Source organism: Klebsiella quasivariicola (genome assembly GCF_002269255.1).
GTDB classification, from domain to species: Bacteria; Pseudomonadota; Gammaproteobacteria; order Enterobacterales; family Enterobacteriaceae; genus Klebsiella; species Klebsiella quasivariicola.
In genome coordinates this window covers 2,378,186-2,398,273 of the sequence record NZ_CP022823.1, presented here as the reverse complement: position 1 = coordinate 2,398,273, position 20,088 = coordinate 2,378,186, and the positions used below count along the sequence as shown (strand labels likewise).

Sequence of the window (20,088 nt, the reverse complement as noted above, 5' to 3'; positions counted from 1 at the left end):
AGCCGTGGTCACTGAAAATGGTGGATTATTGCGCTGGCAGCGTCGGCACGTTGTCGTCGAACCAGGTTTTATAGATTTTGGCGTAAGTCCCGTCAGCAACGATTTTTTGCAGCCCGGCGTTGATTTTGCCCAGCAGTTCGCTGTTGCCTTTCGCCACCGCAATACCGAAATACTGACGCTCAAATTTGGCATCCGGCACCAGCTTGAACTGCTTCTCCGGGTGCTGTTTGATGTAGTACTTCACCACCCCGACGTCGCCAACCGCGGCGCTGACGCCGTCCTCAAACAGCTCCTGGAGCATCAGCGGGGTGTTGTCGAAGCGCTTGATCGCGGTGCTGTTTTTGCCCAGCACCTCAGAAACCACGATATCGCCGGTACTGGAGTTCACCACCCCGACCTTCTCGTTTTTCAGGGCTGCCAGCGAATCCACCTGCGAGTCCTGGGCGACGACGATAGACTGCTCGGCCGGGAAGTACGGCGCGGAGAAATCGACCATCTGTTTGCGTTTATCGGTGATGGTGATCCCGGAGATGATGATGTCGCGGTCGCCGGTGTTCAGCGTGGCGAAGATGCCTTCCCAGGGGGTATTGACCAGCTTGACGTCAAAGCCTTCGGCTTTGGCGATGGCCTTGATGATGTCGATGTCGAAACCTTCCAGCTGTTTCTGGCTGTTTTCAAATTCAAACGGCCGGTAGGTGCCGCCGGAGCCGACGGTATAGGTTTCCGCAGCCGCCTGGCCGGCTGCCGTCAGCGCGGCCATCATGCAACACGCTTTGAGCAAATTCTTGATCATGAGATATCCTTTTTATGCATTTATTTTGCATAAAAATACACACACTGACTTTTATATGCAACCGGAAACCTTCCCGCTGGTGAATTATCTTATTAACTGCCGCGTTTACCGCCGGATTTACCAATGGCCCGGTGCAGGTCGTTGATTCGCTTCAGGGATTTCACCGTTTTTTGTGGCGTGGTGGAGGCCACCGACAGGATAATCATCTCCAGACAGACCAGCACCGTGCCGTGCAGCGGCATCCGGCTGCTGTCGCCGCCGCGCGGGACGTCGATCACTACCTGCGCCTCCTGGCTGAAGCGCGAATCCACCGCCTGGGTCAGCAGGATGGTCGGGATACCCAGCCGCTTGGCCTCGCGCAGGGTGGTCATCCCTTCGCGATGGGGAGACTTTTGCCCCATCATGATCAGCACATCGCCGCGCTGCAGGCCGATAAGCTGCTCGGCGAGGCTGAAGCCCGTGCGGTTCATCACATACGCCGGCAGGCCAATGCGGCTGAACAGCCGGGCGGTGTACTCGGCGAGGATCCCCGAGGCGCCGATGCCGAAGATCCCTACCTGCCGCGCGTCGCTGAGCAATGCCACCGCCTGGGCCACCGCCGCGCGGTTGTCGGCTCGCGACAGGACCTCGCAGACCCGCTGATGGCCTTCAAGCACAAAATCAATACTGGAGTTAACGTCGCTGGAGAGCGCCGTGACCGTCGAGCGCATCTTTTCCGCCGAGGTGACCGAGGTGCCGAACCAGCGCTCCATAGTCTGCTTAAGCTCGCGTAGCCCGGCGAAGCCCAGCGCCTGGATGGCGCGCACCACCGTGGCGTCGGAGGTCTGGGTCGCCGTGGCGATCTCCATCGCCGTATGCTCCAGCACCACCTCGCGGTTGTCGTTGATATAGCTGACCACGGCCCGCAGCCGGGGGGAAAGCTGGTGCGCCCGGGCGCGATAGCGTTCGCCGAACAGATCGACTTTGCCCTTCTCTTTTTTTACCGCGCTTTTCATTTAGCCTCCGCCGGGATCGGTCTGCCGGCAATATGCGACTGCACCTGGGCCACCATCAGAGACAGCGCGGCATAGGAGTTAGAGATCACCTCTTCCCGCGGCAGCAAAATATAGTGTCCGGTGCGGCAGGCACGCATAAAGTCGCACCAGCCGGGCATCACGCCTTCCATCGCCTGCAGCTCATCCTGCGGCTTACCGCCGGTATCCGACCGCCAGGTGGCGAAGACAAAATCGGCGTCCAGCTCCGGCAGCTGTTCCGCGCTGACGTCAATGCGCTGGCCGTCGGGGATCCGCTCAATCAGCGGCGGAAAGCGGAACCCGGCGTCGCGCAGCACCCGGCCCAGCGCATGATACGAATGATGCACCGTGACCTTGCCGTTGTTCGCCTGGATCACTGAGACGCTGTACTGCGGTGGGTTGACCATCGCTTTCAGCTGTCTGATTTGTTCCTGATAGCGGCGCTCGAGGATCGCCAGCCGCGGCTGGGTGCCGGTCAGTTGCGCCAGCTTGCGGTAAATCTCCGGGGCGCTGCCCTGCAGATGGTCGATGCTCACCGTCGGGGCAATCTTCTCCAGTTGCTCTACCGACACGTGGCGGCTGGGCTCGGTGATAATCAGATCCGGCCTGGCGGCGGCTACCGCTTCCAGATCGATATCGGCGGTGCCAATAAAGCGAATCTCGCTGTTGTCGAAATCGACGCCGGTAAGCTGGGCGCTGGATCGCAGATAGTGGCTGCCGTCCGGGCGCGTCCGGCCGTGGCTGGCGATCGGCGGCGCCCCAAGCTCAATCAGCGGAATGGTAATATCGAGATCGTGCATCGAAACGATACGCTGCGGATGCAGCGGCACGGTGACCGTGCGGCCTAAATCATCGGTGAAAGTTTGAGTTTGTGGGGCGGCGGCGCTGACGGCCCCCGTCAGCAACAGCAGCAATGAGACGAACCAACGCATACTACCTTCCTGGTTAAAGGGCATCACGGCGACGCCAGAGCAAGACAACAAAGAACGGGCAGCCCACCAGGGCAATAACAATCCCCGCCGGGATCTGCAGCGGGGCAAACGCCAGCCGGCCAAGGGTATCGGTCGCCAGCACCAGCAAGGCGCCAATCAGCGCGCTGCCGCACAGCAGCGATACCTGGCCGCCGCGCAGCACGAAACGCGCCATATGCGGCGCCATCAGGCCCACAAAGCCCAGGCTGCCGACGCAGGAGACGCTGGCCGAGGTCAGCAGCACCGGCGCGAAAAAGCGCAGCACCGTCAGTTGCTGCAGACGTACGCCAAGGCCGATGGCGGTCCGGTCGCCCAGCAGCGCCACGTCCGCCGCCCGGGCGGTACAGAACAGGATGATGGCCCCGGGCAGCGCCCAGCAAACGGCCACCGCCAGCAGCGGCCAGGTGGCGGCCTGCAGGCTGCCCGCCAGCCAGATCATCGCCGTCTGCACGTCGCGAACGTCGGCGGTGGTCATAAAGATGCCGACCGCGGCCGCCAGGGTCCAGGAGACGCCGATGCCAATTAAAATAAAGCGCGGCCGCGCGCAGTCGCGCGCCAGGGTCAGGACCAGCAGGGCCACCGCCACGCCGCCGACCATTCCCGCCAGCGGCCGCCAGACCAGGCCTACCGCCGGGAAAAACAGCACCAGCGCCAGCACCACGATGCTGGCCCCCTCTTTGACGCCAATCAGCCCCGGGTCGGCCAGCCCGTTACGGGTGATGCTCTGCATCGCCGCCCCGGCCAGCCCCAGCATGGCCCCGCACAGCAGCGCCATCAGGATCCGCGGCAGGCGGATATCAAACAGAATAAAGCGCGGCTGCTCGCCCAACCGCTGCGGCGTCAGCAGCGTCGACGCGGGCAACGGATAGCTGCCGCGGCTGAGGCTGTACAGCCCGAGCGCCAGCAGCATCAGCATCATGATGGCGGCAACTTTTAGCGCCGCCGGGCGCAGCAGCAGCTGGCGGGAGGCGATAACCAGCGGCCGAAAACCGGCCCGGTGAACGGCGCGCTTCATTTAAAAAACCTCGCGGCGATAAAGATAAACAGCGGCGCACCCACCAGGGCGGTCATCGCTCCGGTCGCCAGCTCCTGCGGCGCGACCAGCGTCCGGGCGGCGATGTCAGCCAGCACCAGCACCAGCGCCCCCACCGGCGCCGCCAGGGGCAGCGCCAGACGGATATCTTCCGTCACCAGACGGCGCACCACGTGCGGCACCACCAGCCCGACAAAACCGATCGGCCCGGCCACCGCCACCGCCGCACCGCACAGCAGCGCAATCGCCAGCAGGCCCAGCAGCCTCGTCTGGACGAGATTAACGCCAAGGCCCAGCGCCACCTTATCCCCCAGCGCCAGCACATTAAGCCGTGGGGCAATGAGCAGCGCGACGCCAAGGCCGATCAGCGCCGGAACCAGCGCCGTCTGCAGCGTGCTCCAGTTCAGTCCGGCCAGGTCGCCGGCCAGCCAGGTACGCATCGCCAGCAGCGTCTGTTCATCGAGGATCAATATCGCCGCCGTCACCGCCGACGCAAACGCTGACAGCGCCACTCCGCACAACGTGATGCGCAGCGGCGTCGCCCCGCCGCGCCCGGCAGAGGCCAGCGCCAACACGCCGCCGAACAGCAGCGCCGCGCCGCAGGCGGCGGTCAGCGGGCGCCCGGCGGGAAAAGCGCCGAGAGACAGGCCCAGCGCAGAGGTCGCCACCACCGCCAGCGAGGCGCCGGCGTTAAGGCCGAGAATATGCGGCTCGCCAAGTGGGTTACGGATCACCGTCTGCAGCAGCAGCCCGGCGACGCCGAGCGCCGCGCCGGTCAGCAGCGCTGCCGCCAGCCGCACCAGGCGCAGATCGACGATAATCCGCTGGTCGAAATTGCGCGGATTGTACTCCAGCAGCGCCTGCAGCACCGTCTGTGGGGCGATCCAGCGGGCGCCCAAACCAAGATGCACCAGCGAGGCGGCGATAAGCAGCAGCGTTAGCAGAAAGAGCGCCAGTCGGGGGCGGGCATGACGCCGCGCGGCGTACAGAACGGCGGCGCTCATGCGTCAACGGCCTGGCGGGCGCGAAACGGCATAAAGAACGGTTTGCCGGTTTGCGGGTTAATCGACATCTGCACGTCAACGTCAAACACACGTTTAATCAGCTCGGGGCTACAGACGTCGTTGTCGCTAATCGTGCCGGCGATGCGCCCCTGTTTGAGGAACACCAGCAGATCGGCGTAGTTCACGGCAAAGTTTAGGTCATGGAGCACCGTCACCACCGTGCGGCCATGTTCGCGGGTGAGGGTCTGGAGCAGCTCGAGGATATCGACCTGATAGCGCAGATCGAGCCAGGTGGTCGGCTCATCGAGCAGAATGGTGGCCGTTTGCTGGGCCAGCGCCATGGCGATCCAGCAGCGCTGACGCTGGCCGCCGGAGAGGCTGTCCACCGGCAGATGGGCGAATTCGGCGGTACCGGTTAAGCGCAGCGCCTCCTCCACCGCCTGCTCATCGGCCTCGGACCACTGGCGCATCAGCCCCTGCCACGGGTAGCGCCCGCGCGAGACCAGCTCGAAAACCGTTAACCCTTCCGGGGTCAGCGGCGATTGCGGCAGGATGCCCAGCTGGCGCGAGACGGCCTTTGTCGGCATCTGGTGAATGGCTTGCCCGTCCAGACGCACGCAACCGCCGAGCGGTTTCAGCATTCTGGCGATGGTCGAGAGCAACGTGGATTTACCGGAACCGTTCGCCCCGGCCAGCACCGTCATTTTGCCGGTGGGAATGGTCAGGTTGATATCGTCAACGATCAGGGTCTGGCCGTATCCGGCCGACAGGGCATCCAGTACGATCCCCTGCTCTGCAGGTTTCACCCGCTGTGGCATAACTCGCTCCTGCGCCGCAGCGTTCCAGGCCATCGCTGAACAGTCTGCAGTCAAACAAAAATAAATCTCATTCTCTTTTGATCATGACGGGGATAGATGTAGTAGTCAATACTCGCCATCGTCATCCGTCCGTCGCGAGCACTACAGCGAGGCTGCGCAACAGTAAAACCAATTAAATCATTTAATATCAATAAAATAACAACACACCACCTCATTGAAAAGACGTGATAACCCCGCCATTTCCCACCGCCAATTTTTTATCTTACATAACGTTTACTACTACATCTCTTCATGATTGAATGATTCTCAATTACACATCTGAAGGCGCATTCAGACGCTAAACAGAGTGCTTTTATTATTCAGGGCAATGATTTTATTGGCTTAATCTGACCGCAAAGGCAGATTCGTTCACGAGAAACAGATAATGACTCAACCCCATGTCGCCTGCAGAGCCTTGCAAGGGCGCGCGCTTTTTTCGCTTCTTTTTTTAGCCTCACCGGGATTAATGGCCGCCGACAATAGCGCGGCGAAAAGTAACAACGACGCGGAAGAGACCATCACCGTGGTGGCCGACGGCGCGCAGCAGAGCGCCACCAGAGGCTATCAGCCACTCAGCTCCGCCACCGCGACGCTGACCTCGATGCCGCTGCTGGATATTCCGCAGGTGGTTAATACCGTCAGCGATCGGGTACTGGAAGATCAGCACGCCACCTCACTCGACGAGGCGCTGTATAACGTCGCTAACGTGGTGCAGACCAACACCCTCGGCGGTACCCAGGACGCCTTTACCCGCCGCGGCTTCGGCGCCAACCGCGACGGCTCGATCATGACCAACGGCCTGCGCACCGTGCTGCCACGCAGCTTTAACGCCGCCACCGAACGGGTGGAAGTTCTGAAGGGGCCAGCCTCGACGCTGTACGGTATCCTCGACCCCGGCGGGTTGATCAACGTCATCACCAAACGGCCGGAGCGGCAGTTCTCCGGTTCGGTTTCCGCGACCTCCACCAGCTTTGGCGGCGGTACCGGCAGCTTCGACGTCACCGGCCCCATCGAAGGCACGAATCTGGCGTACCGGCTGATTGGGGAATACCAGAATGAGGATTACTGGCGCAATTTTGGTAAAAACAAAAGCAGCTTTATCGCCCCTTCCCTGACCTGGTTTGGTGAACGGGCGACGGTGACCGCGTCCTATTCGCACCGCGACTACAGCGCGCCCTTTGACCGCGGCACTATTTTCGATCTGAATACCGGCCATGCGGTGAACGTCGATCGCAAAACCCGCTTCGATGAAGCGTTTAATATTACCGATGGCTATTCCGATCTCGCTCAGCTCAACGCCGAGTATCGCCTTAACGACGCCTGGACCGCGCGCTTCGACTACAGCTACAGCCAGGATAATTACAACGATAACCAGGCGCGGGTGATGGCCTATGATTCGGCGACCGGCAACCTCACCCGCCGGGTCGACGGTACCCACGGTTCAACGCAGAAGATGCACTCCACCCGCGCTGACCTGCAGGGCAACGTGGTGGTGGGCGGCTTTTATAACGAACTGCTGACCGGCGTCGCCTATGAGAATTACGATCTGCTGCGCACCGATATGCTGCGCTGCAAGAACGTGAAAGGCTTTAACATCTATCATCCGGTCTACGGCACCCTCGACACCTGTAATACCGTCTCCGCATCCGACAGCGATCAGCGTATCCAGCAGGAGAGCTATGCCGCTTACGTGCAGGACGCGCTGTACCTGACTGACAACTGGATCGCCGTCGCTGGCGTGCGCTACCAGTACTACACCCAGTACGCCGGTAAAGGCCGACCGTTTAACGTCAATACCGACAGCCGCGATGAGAAATGGACGCCGAAAGCCGGCCTGGTCTACAAAGTGACGCCGAACGTCTCCCTGTTCGCCAACGTCGCCCAGTCGTTTATGCCGCAGTCGTCGATCGCCAGCTATATCGGCGAGCTGCCGCCGGAAGAGTCCACCTCCTACGAAGTCGGCGCCAAATTCGACCTGTTAAACGGCATTACCGCCAATATTGCGCTGTTTGATATTCACAAGCGTAACGTGCTGTACACCGAGAGCATTGGCGATGAGACAGTGGCCAAAACGGCGGGCAAGGTGCGTTCCCAGGGCGTGGAAGTGGACCTGGCCGGGTCCATCACCGATAACCTCAGCGTGATCGCCAGCTACGGCTACACCGACGCCAAAGTGCTGGAAGATCCGGATTACGCGGGGAAACCGCTGCCAAACGTGCCGAAACATACCGGCTCGCTGTTCCTGACCTATGACATTCATAACGTCTATAACAGCAACACCCTGACCGTCGGCGGCGGCGGCCATGCGGTCAGTAAGCGCTCCGGCACTAACGGCGCGGATTATTATCTGCAGGGCTATGCGGTGGCGGATGTGTTCGCCGCCTATAAGATGAAGCTGCAGTATCCGGTGACACTGCAGGTGAATGTGAAGAACCTGTTTGATAAGACCTATTACACTTCCTCGATCGGCACCAATAACCTCGGCAACCAGATTGGCGACCCGCGCGAAGTGCAGTTCACGGTGAAGATGGATTTTTAAACCTTTATGCTCCCCGGCGGCGTTGCGCTGCCGGGGACGGTCAGTAGTGAATTAACGCGGACGGTTTTACTTCCTTGCGCCGGCGTTCTCATACAACTTGTCGATGATCTGCTGCTGTTCAGGCGTCGGTGTTATGCCCAGAGAATGAAAGATTCTCCCTACCGCATACAGTTGTTCATTGCCGCCGGTATCTTTAATCGTCATCGGCACCTGGGTGGTCAGTTTATTCAAGGTAAACGTGAGGTGTTGCTGGCATACCAGCGTGTTGGTTTCGCATATATTCTGCAACAGGATAATGTTTTGGCTATCAACCCGCTCTTCCAGCACCAGCAACTCCCGGGCTTTGTCCCACTCGCTGGCCCGCATATAAAAATCAATCATATTTTCAGCTTCGAAGTCCGGGACATGCTCATGCAATACCCGGTGAGCGTTAGCCGTGTCATTGGCATAGCTGTATAGTTCCGCCAGCGTCTGAAACGGTCTTGCCATTCTTCTGCCCGGATTGTTTTTCGCTTCCGCGAGATAAACAGGTTCAGCATTGGCAGCCAGTTTCTGCATCTCCGCCACGCGGCCCATATTCCTCAGGCTTTTCGCAATCTGCTTTGTCGCGCTCTCCCATGAATCAAACTCCAGCCGCTGGGATTCGGCGATCAGCATGTTTAAATAGTTATTGGCCAGCGCATCCTGTTTACGTTCATAGAGATACTGCAACGCCTGCATTTTATTTTCATAGCAATAATCACTGCTATAGCAGGCATATTCCGCGGCCGTCATCAGCTTGTCCACTCGCTGTTCGAGCAGCGCCAGTTCATCCACCTCATGAAGTAGTTGAATCAGACTCAACTCATTCTGCGGCTTTGGTTCGAAAGCAAAATCTTTATCAATCTGGGCCACTCTTGCCGAAAGCAGCGACGCGTATTGTTGCGTCAGGCCATTGTTTTTATAAAACGCCAGTAGTCCCGGTAACGACTGTTCATAATAACTGCCGTCATTACCGGTGGCCTTTGTTAACCTGGCGACCAGTTCCAGCGCTTTATTTTTATTACCCACAAAGGCATAAAGATCTATTAAATCAATGTATTGTTTATAGTAGTGAACATCTGAAATTTTCCGCTCAGCGATAATCGCATCCATCATGGCCAGCGCTTTATCGGCATAAGCGGTGGCATTGGCGATATCCTTTTTATCCTGATAACCCTTCGCAATCATCACCAGCATCTTTAACTGCGAAGGCAAAAACTCCCTTTCAGTTGCATAATTTTTCTCATATAGCGCGGCAGCTTTAGCAGGGTCTGACCGATAAGCGGTAAAAACAGTGGGATAATAGTAGGCTTTTATCGTCGGATCCGATTTATCCAGCAGCGCCAGGGCCGGTTCCGGCTGCTTATTGTTAACCCATGTGTTGATATAACTCTCATAGGAGGTGAATGACGCGGGTTGGCTAAGACCGATTTTATGTAAAAAATCCAGTGCCGCCTCCGGGGAGTCGTTTTCAGCAAGCCAGCTGGCGGAAAAATTAAGCGCATTCTTTGCCGCTTTGGATTGGGTATCCAGCTTTTTCAGTAACGCATCGGCCCGCGCCATCGGGCCGTACATAAACAGCTCTCTTTGCAATTCAAACCACGGGTCTTGTGCCGAAAATTCGGCGTTGTCAGCAAGCGGCACCGCCTTTTCAAGCTTACGTTCAACAACGGAATAGACGTCCTGCGGCGCCTGATGTTGTGCCATGGCCTGGGTGGTCAACAGCGAAGCCAGGGATAATAGCGACAGCTGAGCAAGTGTAGTTTTCATTCTCATAATTCCTTTTAATTTTATTTTTCCATTTTCAAATACGGCTTGAGCGCGACAAGCGCCTCTTTCATCCCGCCCTGCGCGGCAATAATGAAATACTGCTTAGCCTTTTCGGCATTTTTTTCAACGCCATCGCCGTTCTGATACATTAAACCCAAATGATAATTCGCCTGGGGATTGCCCTGAGCAGCTGATTTCACATACCACTGATAAGCCTCGGGTAAATTCTTCGCGACCCCGTTACCGGTCAGATAAAGATAGCCGATCTCCAGTTGCGCTTGATCGTCCCCCAGCGTTGCCGCTTTTAATAAATAATCACGGTACTGATTTTTATCTTTGACCACACCGTAACCGTTATCGTAGGACTGCGCCAATCGCCGCAGTGCTGCGGCGTTATCCTGTTTAGCGGATTTTTCCAGCCATGCTACTGCCGTTGCATAATCCATGCAGGCAAGATGATATTCACCGAGTTTATACTGCGCGACAGCATCTCCCTGACTCGCTTTCTCTGTCGTGGCAACGGGGGCATACAATACCGCCAGCTGTTCATTTTTCTGATAACAGCGGATCGCTTTGACGCCATCGGGACCATAGGTTTCCTCAGTACCATTCCTCTCACCGTCAATATACGGCACTGCCGTCAATAATTTTCCCGTCCGATCGTTAAATGTTTTATTCATGCCATTTCTGACGTCGTCGACATAAATTGTTTCTTCGATCATTTTTCCGGTATCTTCGCTCCAGCGCCGGTCCGGGCCATTCTTTTTGTCAGCCTTATACAGGGTGGTATAGAGGAGTTTACCCCGCTCATTCCAGTACTGATACTCCCCGTCGAGCTTGCCATCTTTATACATAAAAAGGGATTTCGGCTGACCGTTTTCCTGCCACTCTTCAGAGCGCCCCTCCTTAATGCCTTGTTTATAGCTCACGGCGGTATACAGCTTGCCGTTGGCAAACCACTCTCGGGATACGCCCTCCCGGCGCCCGGCATTATCGAAGAGGATCTCCTGCTTTAACTGGCCGTTCTCATACCAGTTTTTTTTCGCCAGCTGTTTACCGTCTTTATAGGTTGCGGTGGATATCAATTTTCCTTCGCTGCTGTACTCTTCTGTCACGCCGTCATTATTACCTTTGTCGTTTTTATGCGAGATGAAACGCACTTGTCCCGATGGATAGTAAGTCATTGACTCGCCGACAACCTTGCCCTGACGGTAGATGTTCTTCTCTTTCACTTTACCATCGGGAAAATATTCATAGGCCGGGCCATCCAGCTGTTGGTTAAGATAGCTGTGCTGCTGTTTCAGGCGACCGTCTTCATAATAATGAGGGCATTCACCATCCACAATTTTATTGTCGACAAACTGGCGCTGACTTTCTATCGCCCCATTCTGATAAAAGACACTATACTCGCCATTCATTAAGCCATTACTAAACACCGCGGTTTCCGCTTTTTTACCTTTTTCATCGAAATAGGTGTCATAGCGGCCCTGCAGCTTGCCCTCTTGATTATAAGTGGCAGTACTGCTGACGTTGCCGCTGCGATACCATGAGGTCATCTCACCGATAAATTTTTGTGATTTGAAAGCTTCGTCATCGGTATAGCCCGTAAATGCTTTGTGCGTATGCGGGAGTGGTTGCGTATTATCCGCCTGCGCTTCTATATACCAGCCCACGACTTGCCATAATTTTTTATCTTTATCATAAGGCAGAGGGAGCTCTACAAAGGATTCCGCCCGACGTTTCACTGTTCTTGTTATTTTTTCATTCAGCCACAGATAAGGCGATTTTTTCATATATTCTGCGCCGCACAATGCCTCGGTACAGAGTTCCATGCCGGTCAGCATCGATGTCCCTTCGCCATCACATTGATCGACGGTGAGATAAAAATAGCGTTCGTCGAGCATCGCGGGTACCAGACTTCGTATTTTTTCGACATAGTCTTTAGGCGTCAAACCGAAGGATTGCGGGCGCGCCGAAAGCGTATCCCGCTGACAGGGCGTTTTAGTTTTAAAATAGAAACGATCGGCCAGTAGCAGTTTCATCTCTTTGCCAATAGCGGTTTTATTGACTTCAATTTTATCTATTTGCGCAATGAATGTTATTGGAGGGGATAATTCCGTCGGGGCAGGTTGTAAAAAAGCCACTGAGGGATAAGCCATACAAATAATGGCGAGAGGTATCTTTCGCAAAACTAATTCCTTGTTTTGAGTAAATTTGTCGGAAAGATATTATCGTCAAAAAGCAGGTAAAGTGATAAGCATATTATTCGCTGGTGCAAAGCCAATCACGCATGAGTAGCGCGCCCGTAAGCTTCTGAAAAAGAAATCACCGGGCCACACAAGCCCGGTATTCCGCCCTACCAGTCCTCCTCCTGGCCGAGGATGCGCAATATATCCTGACGATGCTGCAGCAGCTGCGGGTTATCGCGATGACGGGGAAAATCCAGCGGCAGCGCGAACTCGGCGATAATTCGCCCCGGACGCGGCGACATCACCAGCACTCGCTCGCACAGCAGCAGCGCCTCCTCGATATCGTGGGTCACCAGCAGGCTGGTATACCCCTGCTGCTGCCAGAGGGCGATCAGCTCCCGCTGCATGCTGATGCGGGTCAGGGAATCCAGCTTACCCAACGGCTCGTCGAGCAGCAGGAGACGCGGTTCGTTCAACAAGGCGCGCGCCAGCGCCGCACGCTGCGCCATCCCCCCGGACAGCTGACGCGGCCACGCCTCGCTGAAGGCCTGCAGCCCGATGCGGTCAATCAGCGCGTCTGCCTTCGCCTCCAGCCCCTTTTTGCCCTGCGCCTGCGGGCCCAGCAGCACGTTCTGCCGTACCGTCAGCCATGGGTAGAGCGTCGGATCCTGAAATACCAGAATTCGCTCCGGCCCCGGGGCGCCGAGCGGCGCGCCGTCGATCTGCATCTGTCCGCTCTGCGGCGCTTCCAGCCCGGCCAGCAGCCGCAGCAGGGTTGATTTACCGCAGCCGGAAGGGCCCAGCAGCGCCACGCTTTCCCCCGGTCGCAGCTGCAGACTGATATTCTCCAGCACCGGTACCGTCTGTTTGCCAAGCGTAAACGCATGATGAAGATGGCTGATGGACACCGCCGCGCCGCGCGCTATCGTCTCGGTTACCATTGCATCCCTCCCCGCTGCCAGCTCAGCAGCCGGTCACGCAGCATAAATAATCCGCTTATCAGGCCGGAGCATAACAACGCCATCACCAGCAGCGCGGCGTACATATTCGGATAGGCCGCCCAGCCCTGAGCCCACTGGAGGTAAAAGCCGATCCCCGACTTTACCCCAACCATTTCGGCGACAATCAGCACCGAAAACGACGCGCCTAGCCCCATAAACAGGCCGACAAAGACGTTCGGCAGCGCGGCGGGGATCGCCACCCGCAGGATCAGGAAACGCTGGCTGGCGCCGAGGGTCCGCGCCACGTCGTACCACGCTTTATCAATGCCCATCACTCCGGACCAGGTCAGCACCGTCACCGGGAACCAGGTGCTCAGCGCGATCAAAAACACGCTGGCGCCGAAGCTCGAGGGAAAAATAAACAGGCACAGCGGCAGCAGCGCGGTGGACGGCACCGGCCCCAGCAGACGTAACACCGGATGAACCCAGTAGCCAATCCGTTGTGACCAGCCGATGGCCAGACCGGTGATGAACCCGCTGCTGGTGCCCAGCAGCACGCCGAGCCCCAGCAGCCCCAGGGAGTGCAGCAGGCTGTCGAGCAGGCGCGGCCAGTCGTCGTGTAGCACCTCGATCAGCGCCTGCGGCGGCGCGAAAAACGGCACCGGCAGTACGGCACTCTTGGCGGTCAGCCCTTCCCAGACAGCAAACAGCACCGGCAGCAGCGCCAGCCACTTGCCGGCATGCAGCACGCGGGCGCCGCGCGCTCGCCAGTAGCGATAGCTCAGCGCCAGCAGCAGCAAGCCGCCGCCGAAGGTGAACTGCGCCAGCGCCCAGCCTTCGCTAAACGGCCAGCGCCGTCCGGCGTCGGGCCAGGCCAGGGTAAACAGACCGCCCAGCAGCCACAGCGCGGCGGCCAGCAGCCCCTCTCCCCACAGCGGCGCGCGGCCGGTGGGGCGCGCCAGAGCCTGCTCAGGCGAATACGTTGGCATAGATACTCTCCGCGAACTGATGGGGATCGGTACCCGGCTTGATCACCTGCACCCGCTGCAGGTCGACCGCGTACTGCGTCAGCTCTTTCACGAACGCTTCGCCCACCGCGTGATGGCCGTGGCCCTGGCCGTGCAGGATGCCGCTCACCTCCGCTTCATTGGTGTTGAGCGCATGGGCGAGGAAGGATTGCGCCACGCTTTCCGGGTGCGCGGCGGCATAGCTGTGCGCCTCCAGGATCGCCTGAGTGAGCGCCGCGGCCGCCGGTTTATGGTCCCGCGCCAGGCTCCCGCTCACCCCCAGCACGCAGCAGCTGAGGTTGGCATAATCTCCGGTCATATTGCTGGCGATCAGCTGATACTTGCCGGTCTCCAGCAGCCGATAGCTGAACGGCTCGCTGCCGCTGATGGCGGCGATTTCGCGTTTGTCCAGCGCCACGCTGAGCAGATCCGCCGGGTAGACTTTCCACTGCACGTCGCCGATCGGGTCGATACCGTGGCGCTTAAGCAGGATGGCGAAGAAGTTTTTATCCGGCCCGGCCATGTCGGTGACGCCGATGGTTTGTCCCTTCAGGCTCTCGAGGCCGCCGAACGGCGAGTCTTTGGCCGTCAGCAGGTTCAGACAGCCGCCGTGGGTCCCGGCGGTGAGCTTGACGTCAAAGCCCTGCTCCAGCGCCTTCAGCCAGCGCAGCGCCATCCCCACCCCGGCGTCGGCCTTACCGGTGGCGATCGCCTCCAGCAGCACATCAGTGGAGTTGCCGAAGTTAACAAACTCAACGTCGAGGTTATATTTACTGAAAATCTTCTGCTGCTCGGCGACGGCGACCGGCGCGAGGCATACCGCGCTTTTATTGATCGCCAGCTTGATCTTGTAGGGCTCTGGCAGGCGCAGCGCCGGATGGGCATCGCCGCTGGCCATGTTCGCCATATCGTGAGCCCACAGCGGCAGAGAGACCCCGGCCAGCGCCAGGCCGCCGCTGAGCTGTAAAAAACGGCGGCGGGAAAAAGCGGATCGGGTCATGGCGTCACCTCGGCGGCGGGCACGCTAAAACGGCGGTCAAAGGTCGGCTTCACGTCCAGCCGGGTGCGGATCAGGCCGTTGGCGAGATAAAAGTCCGCCGTTGCCTGCTGCTGGGTCACGGTTTCCTCTGCCAGCGGCTGCCATTGCGACTGGCGGTTGGCAAACTGCGCGCGGGCGATCTCCGCCGGGAAGCGGATGATCTCCCCCAGCGTTTTGCCGTAGCTGTCGAGATTGGCGTAGGCCCAGCGCTCAGCGCCGGCCAGGCGCTGGAGATAATCCTGCAGCGCGGCGCGTTTTTGCGGATCGTTCAGCGCGGAATCCGTTGCCGCGAGGAAGGTATTCCCCGGCAGCAGCCCTTTGCCGCTCACCAGAATCTGCCCCTCGTTGGTCTTCACCATTTGGGTGGTGTAGGGCTCCCAGGTCGCCCAGGCGTCTACCGAACCGTTAAGCAGCGCCACTTTGGCGTCCACCGGGCCGAGGAAAACCCACTGCACCTCCTTCGGTGAAATCCCCGCCTGCTCCAGCGCTTTCAACGCCACGAAATGACCAATCGACCCTTTACCGGTGGCGATGCGTTTGCCTTTTAAATCGGCGCCGCTTTTTAACGTGCTGCCGGGGGAAACCAGCACCGCGGTCCCCGCCGGGTTGCTTTTATCCACGGCAATGGCTTTCACCGGCGCACCGTTGGCGAGGGCAAAGAGCAACGGCGCATCGCCGATGATCCCCGCGTCCACGGCGCCCGCGTTGAGGGCTTCCGCCAGCGGCGCGGCGGCCGGGAACTCGGCCCATTTAATGTCGTAAGGGAGATTTTGCAGGGCGTTGGCCGCCTCCAGCTGCGAACGCATGCCGCCTTTTTGATCGGCGATACGCAGGGTGATCCGCTCCTGCGCTGTCGCGTAGCCGCCCAGCGCCAGCAGCATCAGCGCTGCCGCCACCCGGCCTGAAAATGATAGACGCATCGTGATTATCCTTGTGATTGAAAGACGAAGTTGCCGGCTGCCAGCCAGGCGCTGTCGCTCTGTGGGGTATGTACTCGTCCGCAGAGGACGTTGCGGTAGTGGCGTTCCAGCGGGTTTTGACGGCTCAGGCCATGATTGCCGGTCAGCTCGAGCGCGAAATTCACCGCCTGAATGGCGTTGTCGGTGATGGTAACTTTCGCCAGATTGGCCTCGATGGCGGAAAAGCGCAGCGCGGCGGCCTGCTCCAGCAGGCTGCGGTTGACCAGCAGCAGCCCGGCGATCTGCCCGACTTTCTCCTGCACCCGCGGCAGTCGGGAAAGCGGATGCCCGAGACCGGCCGGCACCCGCCCCGCCAGCCACGTCACCAGCCAGTCGTGAGCGGCGCGGGCGATGCTGTCATAGATCGCCGCCAGCAGCGCCGTCTGCCGGTTGGCGAACAGGCGAAACGGTTCGGCCTGAGCGGCGGGGGGCGCATCGGCCGGCCAGACATCCACCGCGTGCTCTGCCGCCACCCGCACGTGGTTAAAAATAACTTCATGGCTGCCGGTGGCCCGCATCCCGGCGTGATCCCAGCTTTTCACCACGCTGATACCCGGGCTGTCGCCAGGCACCAGCCAGGTGCCCACCAGCGGCGGGTTATCATCGCTTCTGGCCCACACCGCCAGCCAGCGCAGCCCTTCAATGCCGGTGGTATAGATTTTATGGCCGCTGATGTCCCAGCCCTCCGCGCAGCGGGTTGCCACGGTATCCGGCAGGCCGCCCCGCGCCGGGGAGCCCAGTTCAGGCTCGACGCGCAGGCTGTTGATCAGGCCACCCTGTTCGACAGCATCGTGAAAAACCTGCTGGCGCAGCGGCGCGTGCCAGGCGTCGTTTTCCGCCAGCCGCAAATGGTGCAGATACTGCATGCAGACGATCAGCGCTGTCGCCGGCTCTCCCCAGGCGATGGCGGCGATGGCCTGCTGCAGCTGAGCCAGGCTGGCGCCCGCGCCGCCGCAGGATGACGGCACGGCGAGACTTAACCAGCCCCCAGCGCGCAGATGGTCGATATTACGCCGGGGAAACTCGCCGCTGGCGTCGAGGCTGGCCGCCTGCTCGGCCATCTGCTGGCGGAGCGCCGTCAGCTGCCGGGCCCAGTCGTCGCGCTCAGGCTGGATCACGATGCGCGCTCCGCTAGCGCACGCTGCGCGGCTTTTTCCCGGGCGATCGGCAGCAGCGCCCGGCCATAGTCGGCCGCGTCGTTCAGCGGGTCGAATCCGCGGATCAGGAAGTTGCGCACCCCGAGGTCGTAGTAATCGAGCAGCGCATCCGCCACCTGCTCCGGAGTGCCCACCAGCGCAGTGGAGTTATGTCCGCCGCCCACCAGCTGGGCGATGCCGGTCCACAGGCGTTTGTCCACCACCCTGCCCTGCGCCGCGGTGGCCCGCAGCCGCTGGGCGCCAATGCTGTCCGGTTTGGCTTTGAAACCGCCCCCGCGCTGTGCCGCCTGCTCGGTGGCGACGTGCAGGATATGCTCGGCTTTCTCCCAGGCTTCGGCTTCGCTGTCGGCAATAATCGGCCGGAACGAGACGCTGAAGCCAATATCACGCTGGTGTTTCGCCGCTTCGGCGCGCACGCGCTGGATGGTCTCCCCGGTTTGCGCCAGCGACTCGCCCCACAGCGCGAAGACATCGGCATGTTTGCCGGCGACGGCGATGGCCGCTTCCGACGAGCCGCCAAAGTAGATGGGAAGATGCGGTTTTTGCAGCGGGCGAATGGCGGACCAGGCCTGCTCGGCCTGATAGAAATCGTTGTGAATATCCACCGGCTGCTCGCTGGTCCACACCTGGCGCACGGTGTCGAGGAAGGCATCGGTGCGGGCGTAGCGCTGGTCGTGGTCGAGATAATCGCCATCCCGGCGCTGCTCGGCATCGTTGCCGCCGCTGATGATATGCACCGCCAGCCGGCCCCCCAGCAGGTGCTCAAGGGTGGCGAATTTGCGCGCGGCGAGGGTCGGCGAAACAAAACCGGGGCGATGGGCCAGCAGGTAATGAATTTTCTGCGTCGACAGCCCGGCCAGGGCCGTCACCAGAAAGCCGTCGGGTTGATCGGACCAGTGGCCCACCAGCAGGCGATCAAACCCGGCGGCCTCATGGGTTTGCGCAAAGCGAACGATATAGTCGCGGTCAAAGATTGGCCCCACCGGGGCAATCGTTTCGGAAGAGAGGCGGTGGCCAATCATGCCGAGAAACTGAATGCTCATGAACAACTCCTTGCGTCAGGGTAATGGCGTGGCCGCGACGGCGGCGCTGGTCATTACCCTATACAGAGTGAGTTAATGAGCAAAATGCATTTTTATCATATCTTAATATGCTGAATAAGCATTAAACAAAAATACATACTATTTTCAGTCGGATACGGTCAGCCGTTGCACCATTTTGCTGGCAAAAAAGGTCAGCGGCGACTGCAGGTTGGCCAGATACCGGGCGTGGATAAGCCACAGCGAAACCGCAGGCTGAAAATCGCTGAGCTCCAGCACCATAAGCTCTTCCCGCCACGGGCTGGCCGCCAGCGCCGCCCGCGGCACCAGACCCAGCCCCAGACCCTGCGCCACCAGCGCCATCTGCAGCTGCGCACCTGCGCTCTCAACGTTGAGCGTCAGCCGCAATCCCTGGCTCTGCAGCTCGCGAATCAGCCCGGCGCGCAGGCCACAGCCGTCGGGGTTAAGGATCCAGCCCTGTTCGGCGCACTCCCGCAGCGATGACGCGCGCAAATTCAAACGCCGGGCGGCGATCGGCACCACCTCCAGCGGACACAGCAGGCGCCCGCTGTAGCCCTCGGCGAAGTTTTGCTGGGCCGGCCCCATCGCCAGCATGCCGTCCAGCTCGCCGTTTTCCAGCCGACGCTGCAGCTGGCCGCTCCAGCCGCAGGTCACCTGGGGCGACAGTCCGGGAAACTGCTGGCTCAGGGCCGACAGCGCCGCCGGTAGCGCGATCTCGCTGATGCTCTGCGGTACGCCGAGACGCAGCGCACCGCGCGGTTCGCCTTCCGGATCCAACAGGCTGTAGAGTTTTTTCGTCTCACGCTTAATGCTCAGACACTGCTCGTACACCCGGTGTCCGGCGGCAGTCAGGGTCAGCGGGCGGGTCTGGCGCTCCAACAGCGTCACGTTCAGCTCCTGTTCCAGACGCTGCAGGCGCCGGGTGATGGCCGACTGGGTGATCCCCAGATATTCCGCGGCCTGATTGAGGGAAGAAAACTGGACCGTGGCCAGCAGAGCGTCAATGTCGTCGATGCGCATAGGTTCCTTAATGTGAATTTTGCATATTAATATATGCGTAAATTGCATTTAAATAATATTAACGCCTCTGTTAGCGTTTTGACCAGTCCCTCTGACAGGAACCGCACATGACTGCACCACGACTGGAAAAATTACGCCATTTCATACATGAGGTTGACCGCCTGCACCGCGAACACCACCAGACCGCCCCGCTGCTTGACGCCGTGGCGCAGCGGCTGGCGGCGCTGGTGCGTTACGACGACTGGCTGCCGGAAGAGTACACCCTGCCGCATCCGCACCATTACCAGCAGTATCTGCTGCATGCTGACTCCGGGGAGCGCTTCTCGATTGTCAGCTTCGTCTGGGGACCGGGGCAAGCGACGCCGATCCATGACCACCGGGTGTGGGGAGCCATTGGGATGCTGCGCGGCGCGGAGGAAAACCAGCGCTACCAGCTGGATGCCGATGGCATCCCGCGCGCACTGGGCGCCGCCACGCTTCTGGAAGCAGGCCAGGTGGAGAAAGTCTCCGCTGACGATGGCGATATTCATCGCGTCAGCAATGCGCTGGCGGATCGCGCCTCCATCAGCATTCACATCTACGGCGGCAATATCGGCGCGGTGAAGCGCGCCGTGTATACCCCGGAAGGCCAGCAGAAACCGTTTATCTCCGGCTACTCCAACCGCCATTTACCCAATATCTGGGATTCCTCCCGCGAACATCAAGGATAACCAC

The 20,088-nt window shown here is 59.6% G+C and carries 15 protein-coding genes and 2 pseudogenes; 2 read left to right on the top strand and 15 right to left on the bottom strand.

The annotated features are described in order from the left end of the window. Window positions 1–25: 25 nt before the first annotated feature. From B8P98_RS11925 to B8P98_RS11900, 6 genes and pseudogenes are all read right to left on the bottom strand, one after another. Window positions 26–793: a basic amino acid ABC transporter substrate-binding protein gene (locus B8P98_RS11925; RefSeq protein WP_095033045.1), complete on the bottom strand. Its 768-nt coding sequence runs from the start codon at window positions 791–793 to the stop codon at window positions 26–28. A 92-nt stretch (window positions 794–885) separates the two neighbouring features. Beyond that, window positions 886–1,819 (bottom strand): annotated as a pseudogene (locus B8P98_RS11920) (MurR/RpiR family transcriptional regulator). Beyond that, window positions 1,785–2,762: an ABC transporter substrate-binding protein gene (locus B8P98_RS11915; RefSeq protein ID WP_167382693.1), complete on the bottom strand. Its 978-nt coding sequence runs from the start codon at window positions 2,760–2,762 to the stop codon at window positions 1,785–1,787. The pseudogene B8P98_RS11920 and the gene B8P98_RS11915 overlap by 35 nt, the downstream one beginning before the upstream one ends. Then, window positions 2,752–3,792, bottom strand: a complete 1,041-nt coding sequence (locus B8P98_RS11910; protein WP_095033043.1) for a FecCD family ABC transporter permease — start codon at window positions 3,790–3,792, stop codon at window positions 2,752–2,754. The genes B8P98_RS11915 and B8P98_RS11910 overlap by 11 nt, the downstream gene beginning before the upstream one ends. Further along, window positions 3,789–4,814, bottom strand: coding sequence for a FecCD family ABC transporter permease (locus B8P98_RS11905; protein ID WP_095033042.1), 1,026 nt, complete (start codon window positions 4,812–4,814; stop codon window positions 3,789–3,791). Before B8P98_RS11905 ends, B8P98_RS11910 begins: the two co-directional genes overlap by 4 nt. Next, on the bottom strand, window positions 4,811–5,632 hold the full coding sequence (locus B8P98_RS11900; RefSeq protein ID WP_095033041.1) for an ABC transporter ATP-binding protein: 822 nt from the start codon (window positions 5,630–5,632) through the stop codon (window positions 4,811–4,813). Before B8P98_RS11900 ends, B8P98_RS11905 begins: the two co-directional genes overlap by 4 nt. Window positions 5,633–6,137: 505 nt before the next feature. Between B8P98_RS11900 and B8P98_RS11895 the strand changes: the two genes are divergently transcribed. Beyond that, complete coding sequence (locus B8P98_RS11895; RefSeq protein ID WP_095033040.1) at window positions 6,138–8,210, top strand: TonB-dependent siderophore receptor; 2,073 nt, start codon at window positions 6,138–6,140, stop codon at window positions 8,208–8,210. A gap of 66 nt (window positions 8,211–8,276) precedes the next feature. On the opposite strand, the gene B8P98_RS11890 is transcribed toward B8P98_RS11895, so the two are convergent. The 9 genes and pseudogenes from B8P98_RS11890 to B8P98_RS11850 all read right to left on the bottom strand — a co-directional run bounded on the left by B8P98_RS11890 (window position 8,277) and on the right by B8P98_RS11850 (window position 19,374). Then, entirely contained in the window at window positions 8,277–9,953 is a 1,677-nt protein-coding gene (locus B8P98_RS11890) for a hypothetical protein (RefSeq protein ID WP_227676613.1), read from the bottom strand. Window positions 9,954–10,021: 68 nt separating this feature from the next. Further along, window positions 10,022–12,190 (bottom strand): hypothetical protein, encoded by a 2,169-nt coding sequence (locus tag B8P98_RS11885; RefSeq protein WP_227676614.1) that lies wholly within the window; start codon window positions 12,188–12,190, stop codon window positions 10,022–10,024. A gap of 167 nt (window positions 12,191–12,357) precedes the next feature. Next, on the bottom strand, window positions 12,358–13,131 hold the full coding sequence (locus tag B8P98_RS11880; RefSeq protein ID WP_022066096.1) for an ABC transporter ATP-binding protein: 774 nt from the start codon (window positions 13,129–13,131) through the stop codon (window positions 12,358–12,360). After that, window positions 13,125–14,120: an ABC transporter permease gene (locus tag B8P98_RS11875; RefSeq protein ID WP_025712098.1), complete on the bottom strand. Its 996-nt coding sequence runs from the start codon at window positions 14,118–14,120 to the stop codon at window positions 13,125–13,127. Before B8P98_RS11875 ends, B8P98_RS11880 begins: the two co-directional genes overlap by 7 nt. Then, a complete protein-coding gene (locus B8P98_RS11870; RefSeq protein ID WP_095033037.1) occupies window positions 14,101–15,138 on the bottom strand; it encodes an ABC transporter substrate-binding protein in 1,038 nt (345 codons plus the stop codon). The genes B8P98_RS11875 and B8P98_RS11870 overlap by 20 nt, the downstream gene beginning before the upstream one ends. Then, window positions 15,135–16,097 (bottom strand): ABC transporter substrate-binding protein, encoded by a 963-nt coding sequence (locus tag B8P98_RS11865; protein ID WP_023340331.1) that lies wholly within the window; start codon window positions 16,095–16,097, stop codon window positions 15,135–15,137. The genes B8P98_RS11870 and B8P98_RS11865 overlap by 4 nt, the downstream gene beginning before the upstream one ends. A 5-nt stretch (window positions 16,098–16,102) precedes the next feature. Beyond that, on the bottom strand, window positions 16,103–17,254 hold the full coding sequence (locus B8P98_RS11860; protein ID WP_167382657.1) for an acyl-CoA dehydrogenase family protein: 1,152 nt from the start codon (window positions 17,252–17,254) through the stop codon (window positions 16,103–16,105). Further along, a pseudogene (locus B8P98_RS11855) lies at window positions 17,241–18,336 on the bottom strand (LLM class flavin-dependent oxidoreductase). The gene B8P98_RS11860 and the pseudogene B8P98_RS11855 overlap by 14 nt, the downstream one beginning before the upstream one ends. 144 nt (window positions 18,337–18,480) lie before the next feature. Next, window positions 18,481–19,374: a LysR family transcriptional regulator gene (locus B8P98_RS11850; protein WP_025712093.1), complete on the bottom strand. Its 894-nt coding sequence runs from the start codon at window positions 19,372–19,374 to the stop codon at window positions 18,481–18,483. Between the two features lie 107 nt (window positions 19,375–19,481). Between B8P98_RS11850 and B8P98_RS11845 the strand changes: the two genes are divergently transcribed. Beyond that, window positions 19,482–20,084 (top strand): cysteine dioxygenase family protein, encoded by a 603-nt coding sequence (locus B8P98_RS11845; protein WP_025712092.1) that lies wholly within the window; start codon window positions 19,482–19,484, stop codon window positions 20,082–20,084. Window positions 20,085–20,088: the final 4 nt, after the last annotated feature.

Bases quoted from the DNA above. Each gene is read 5' to 3' on its own strand.
- B8P98_RS11845 (WP_025712092.1), top strand. From the start codon at position 19,482: ATGACTGCACCACGACTGGAAAAATTACGCCATTTCATACATGAGGTT.
- B8P98_RS11880 (WP_022066096.1), bottom strand. From the start codon at position 13,131: ATGGTAACCGAGACGATAGCGCGCGGCGCGGCGGTGTCCATCAGCCAT.
- B8P98_RS11875 (WP_025712098.1), bottom strand. From the start codon at position 14,120: ATGCCAACGTATTCGCCTGAGCAGGCTCTGGCGCGCCCCACCGGCCGC.
- B8P98_RS11900 (WP_095033041.1), bottom strand. From the start codon at position 5,632: ATGCCACAGCGGGTGAAACCTGCAGAGCAGGGGATCGTACTGGATGCC.
- B8P98_RS11915 (WP_167382693.1), bottom strand. From the start codon at position 2,762: ATGCCCTTTAACCAGGAAGGTAGTATGCGTTGGTTCGTCTCATTGCTG.
- B8P98_RS11905 (WP_095033042.1), bottom strand. From the start codon at position 4,814: ATGAGCGCCGCCGTTCTGTACGCCGCGCGGCGTCATGCCCGCCCCCGA.
- B8P98_RS11865 (WP_023340331.1), bottom strand. From the start codon at position 16,097: ATGCGTCTATCATTTTCAGGCCGGGTGGCGGCAGCGCTGATGCTGCTG.
- B8P98_RS11910 (WP_095033043.1), bottom strand. From the start codon at position 3,792: ATGAAGCGCGCCGTTCACCGGGCCGGTTTTCGGCCGCTGGTTATCGCC.
- B8P98_RS11850 (WP_025712093.1), bottom strand. From the start codon at position 19,374: ATGCGCATCGACGACATTGACGCTCTGCTGGCCACGGTCCAGTTTTCT.
- B8P98_RS11870 (WP_095033037.1), bottom strand. From the start codon at position 15,138: ATGACCCGATCCGCTTTTTCCCGCCGCCGTTTTTTACAGCTCAGCGGC.
- B8P98_RS11895 (WP_095033040.1), top strand. From the start codon at position 6,138: ATGGCCGCCGACAATAGCGCGGCGAAAAGTAACAACGACGCGGAAGAG.
- B8P98_RS11925 (WP_095033045.1), bottom strand. From the start codon at position 793: ATGATCAAGAATTTGCTCAAAGCGTGTTGCATGATGGCCGCGCTGACG.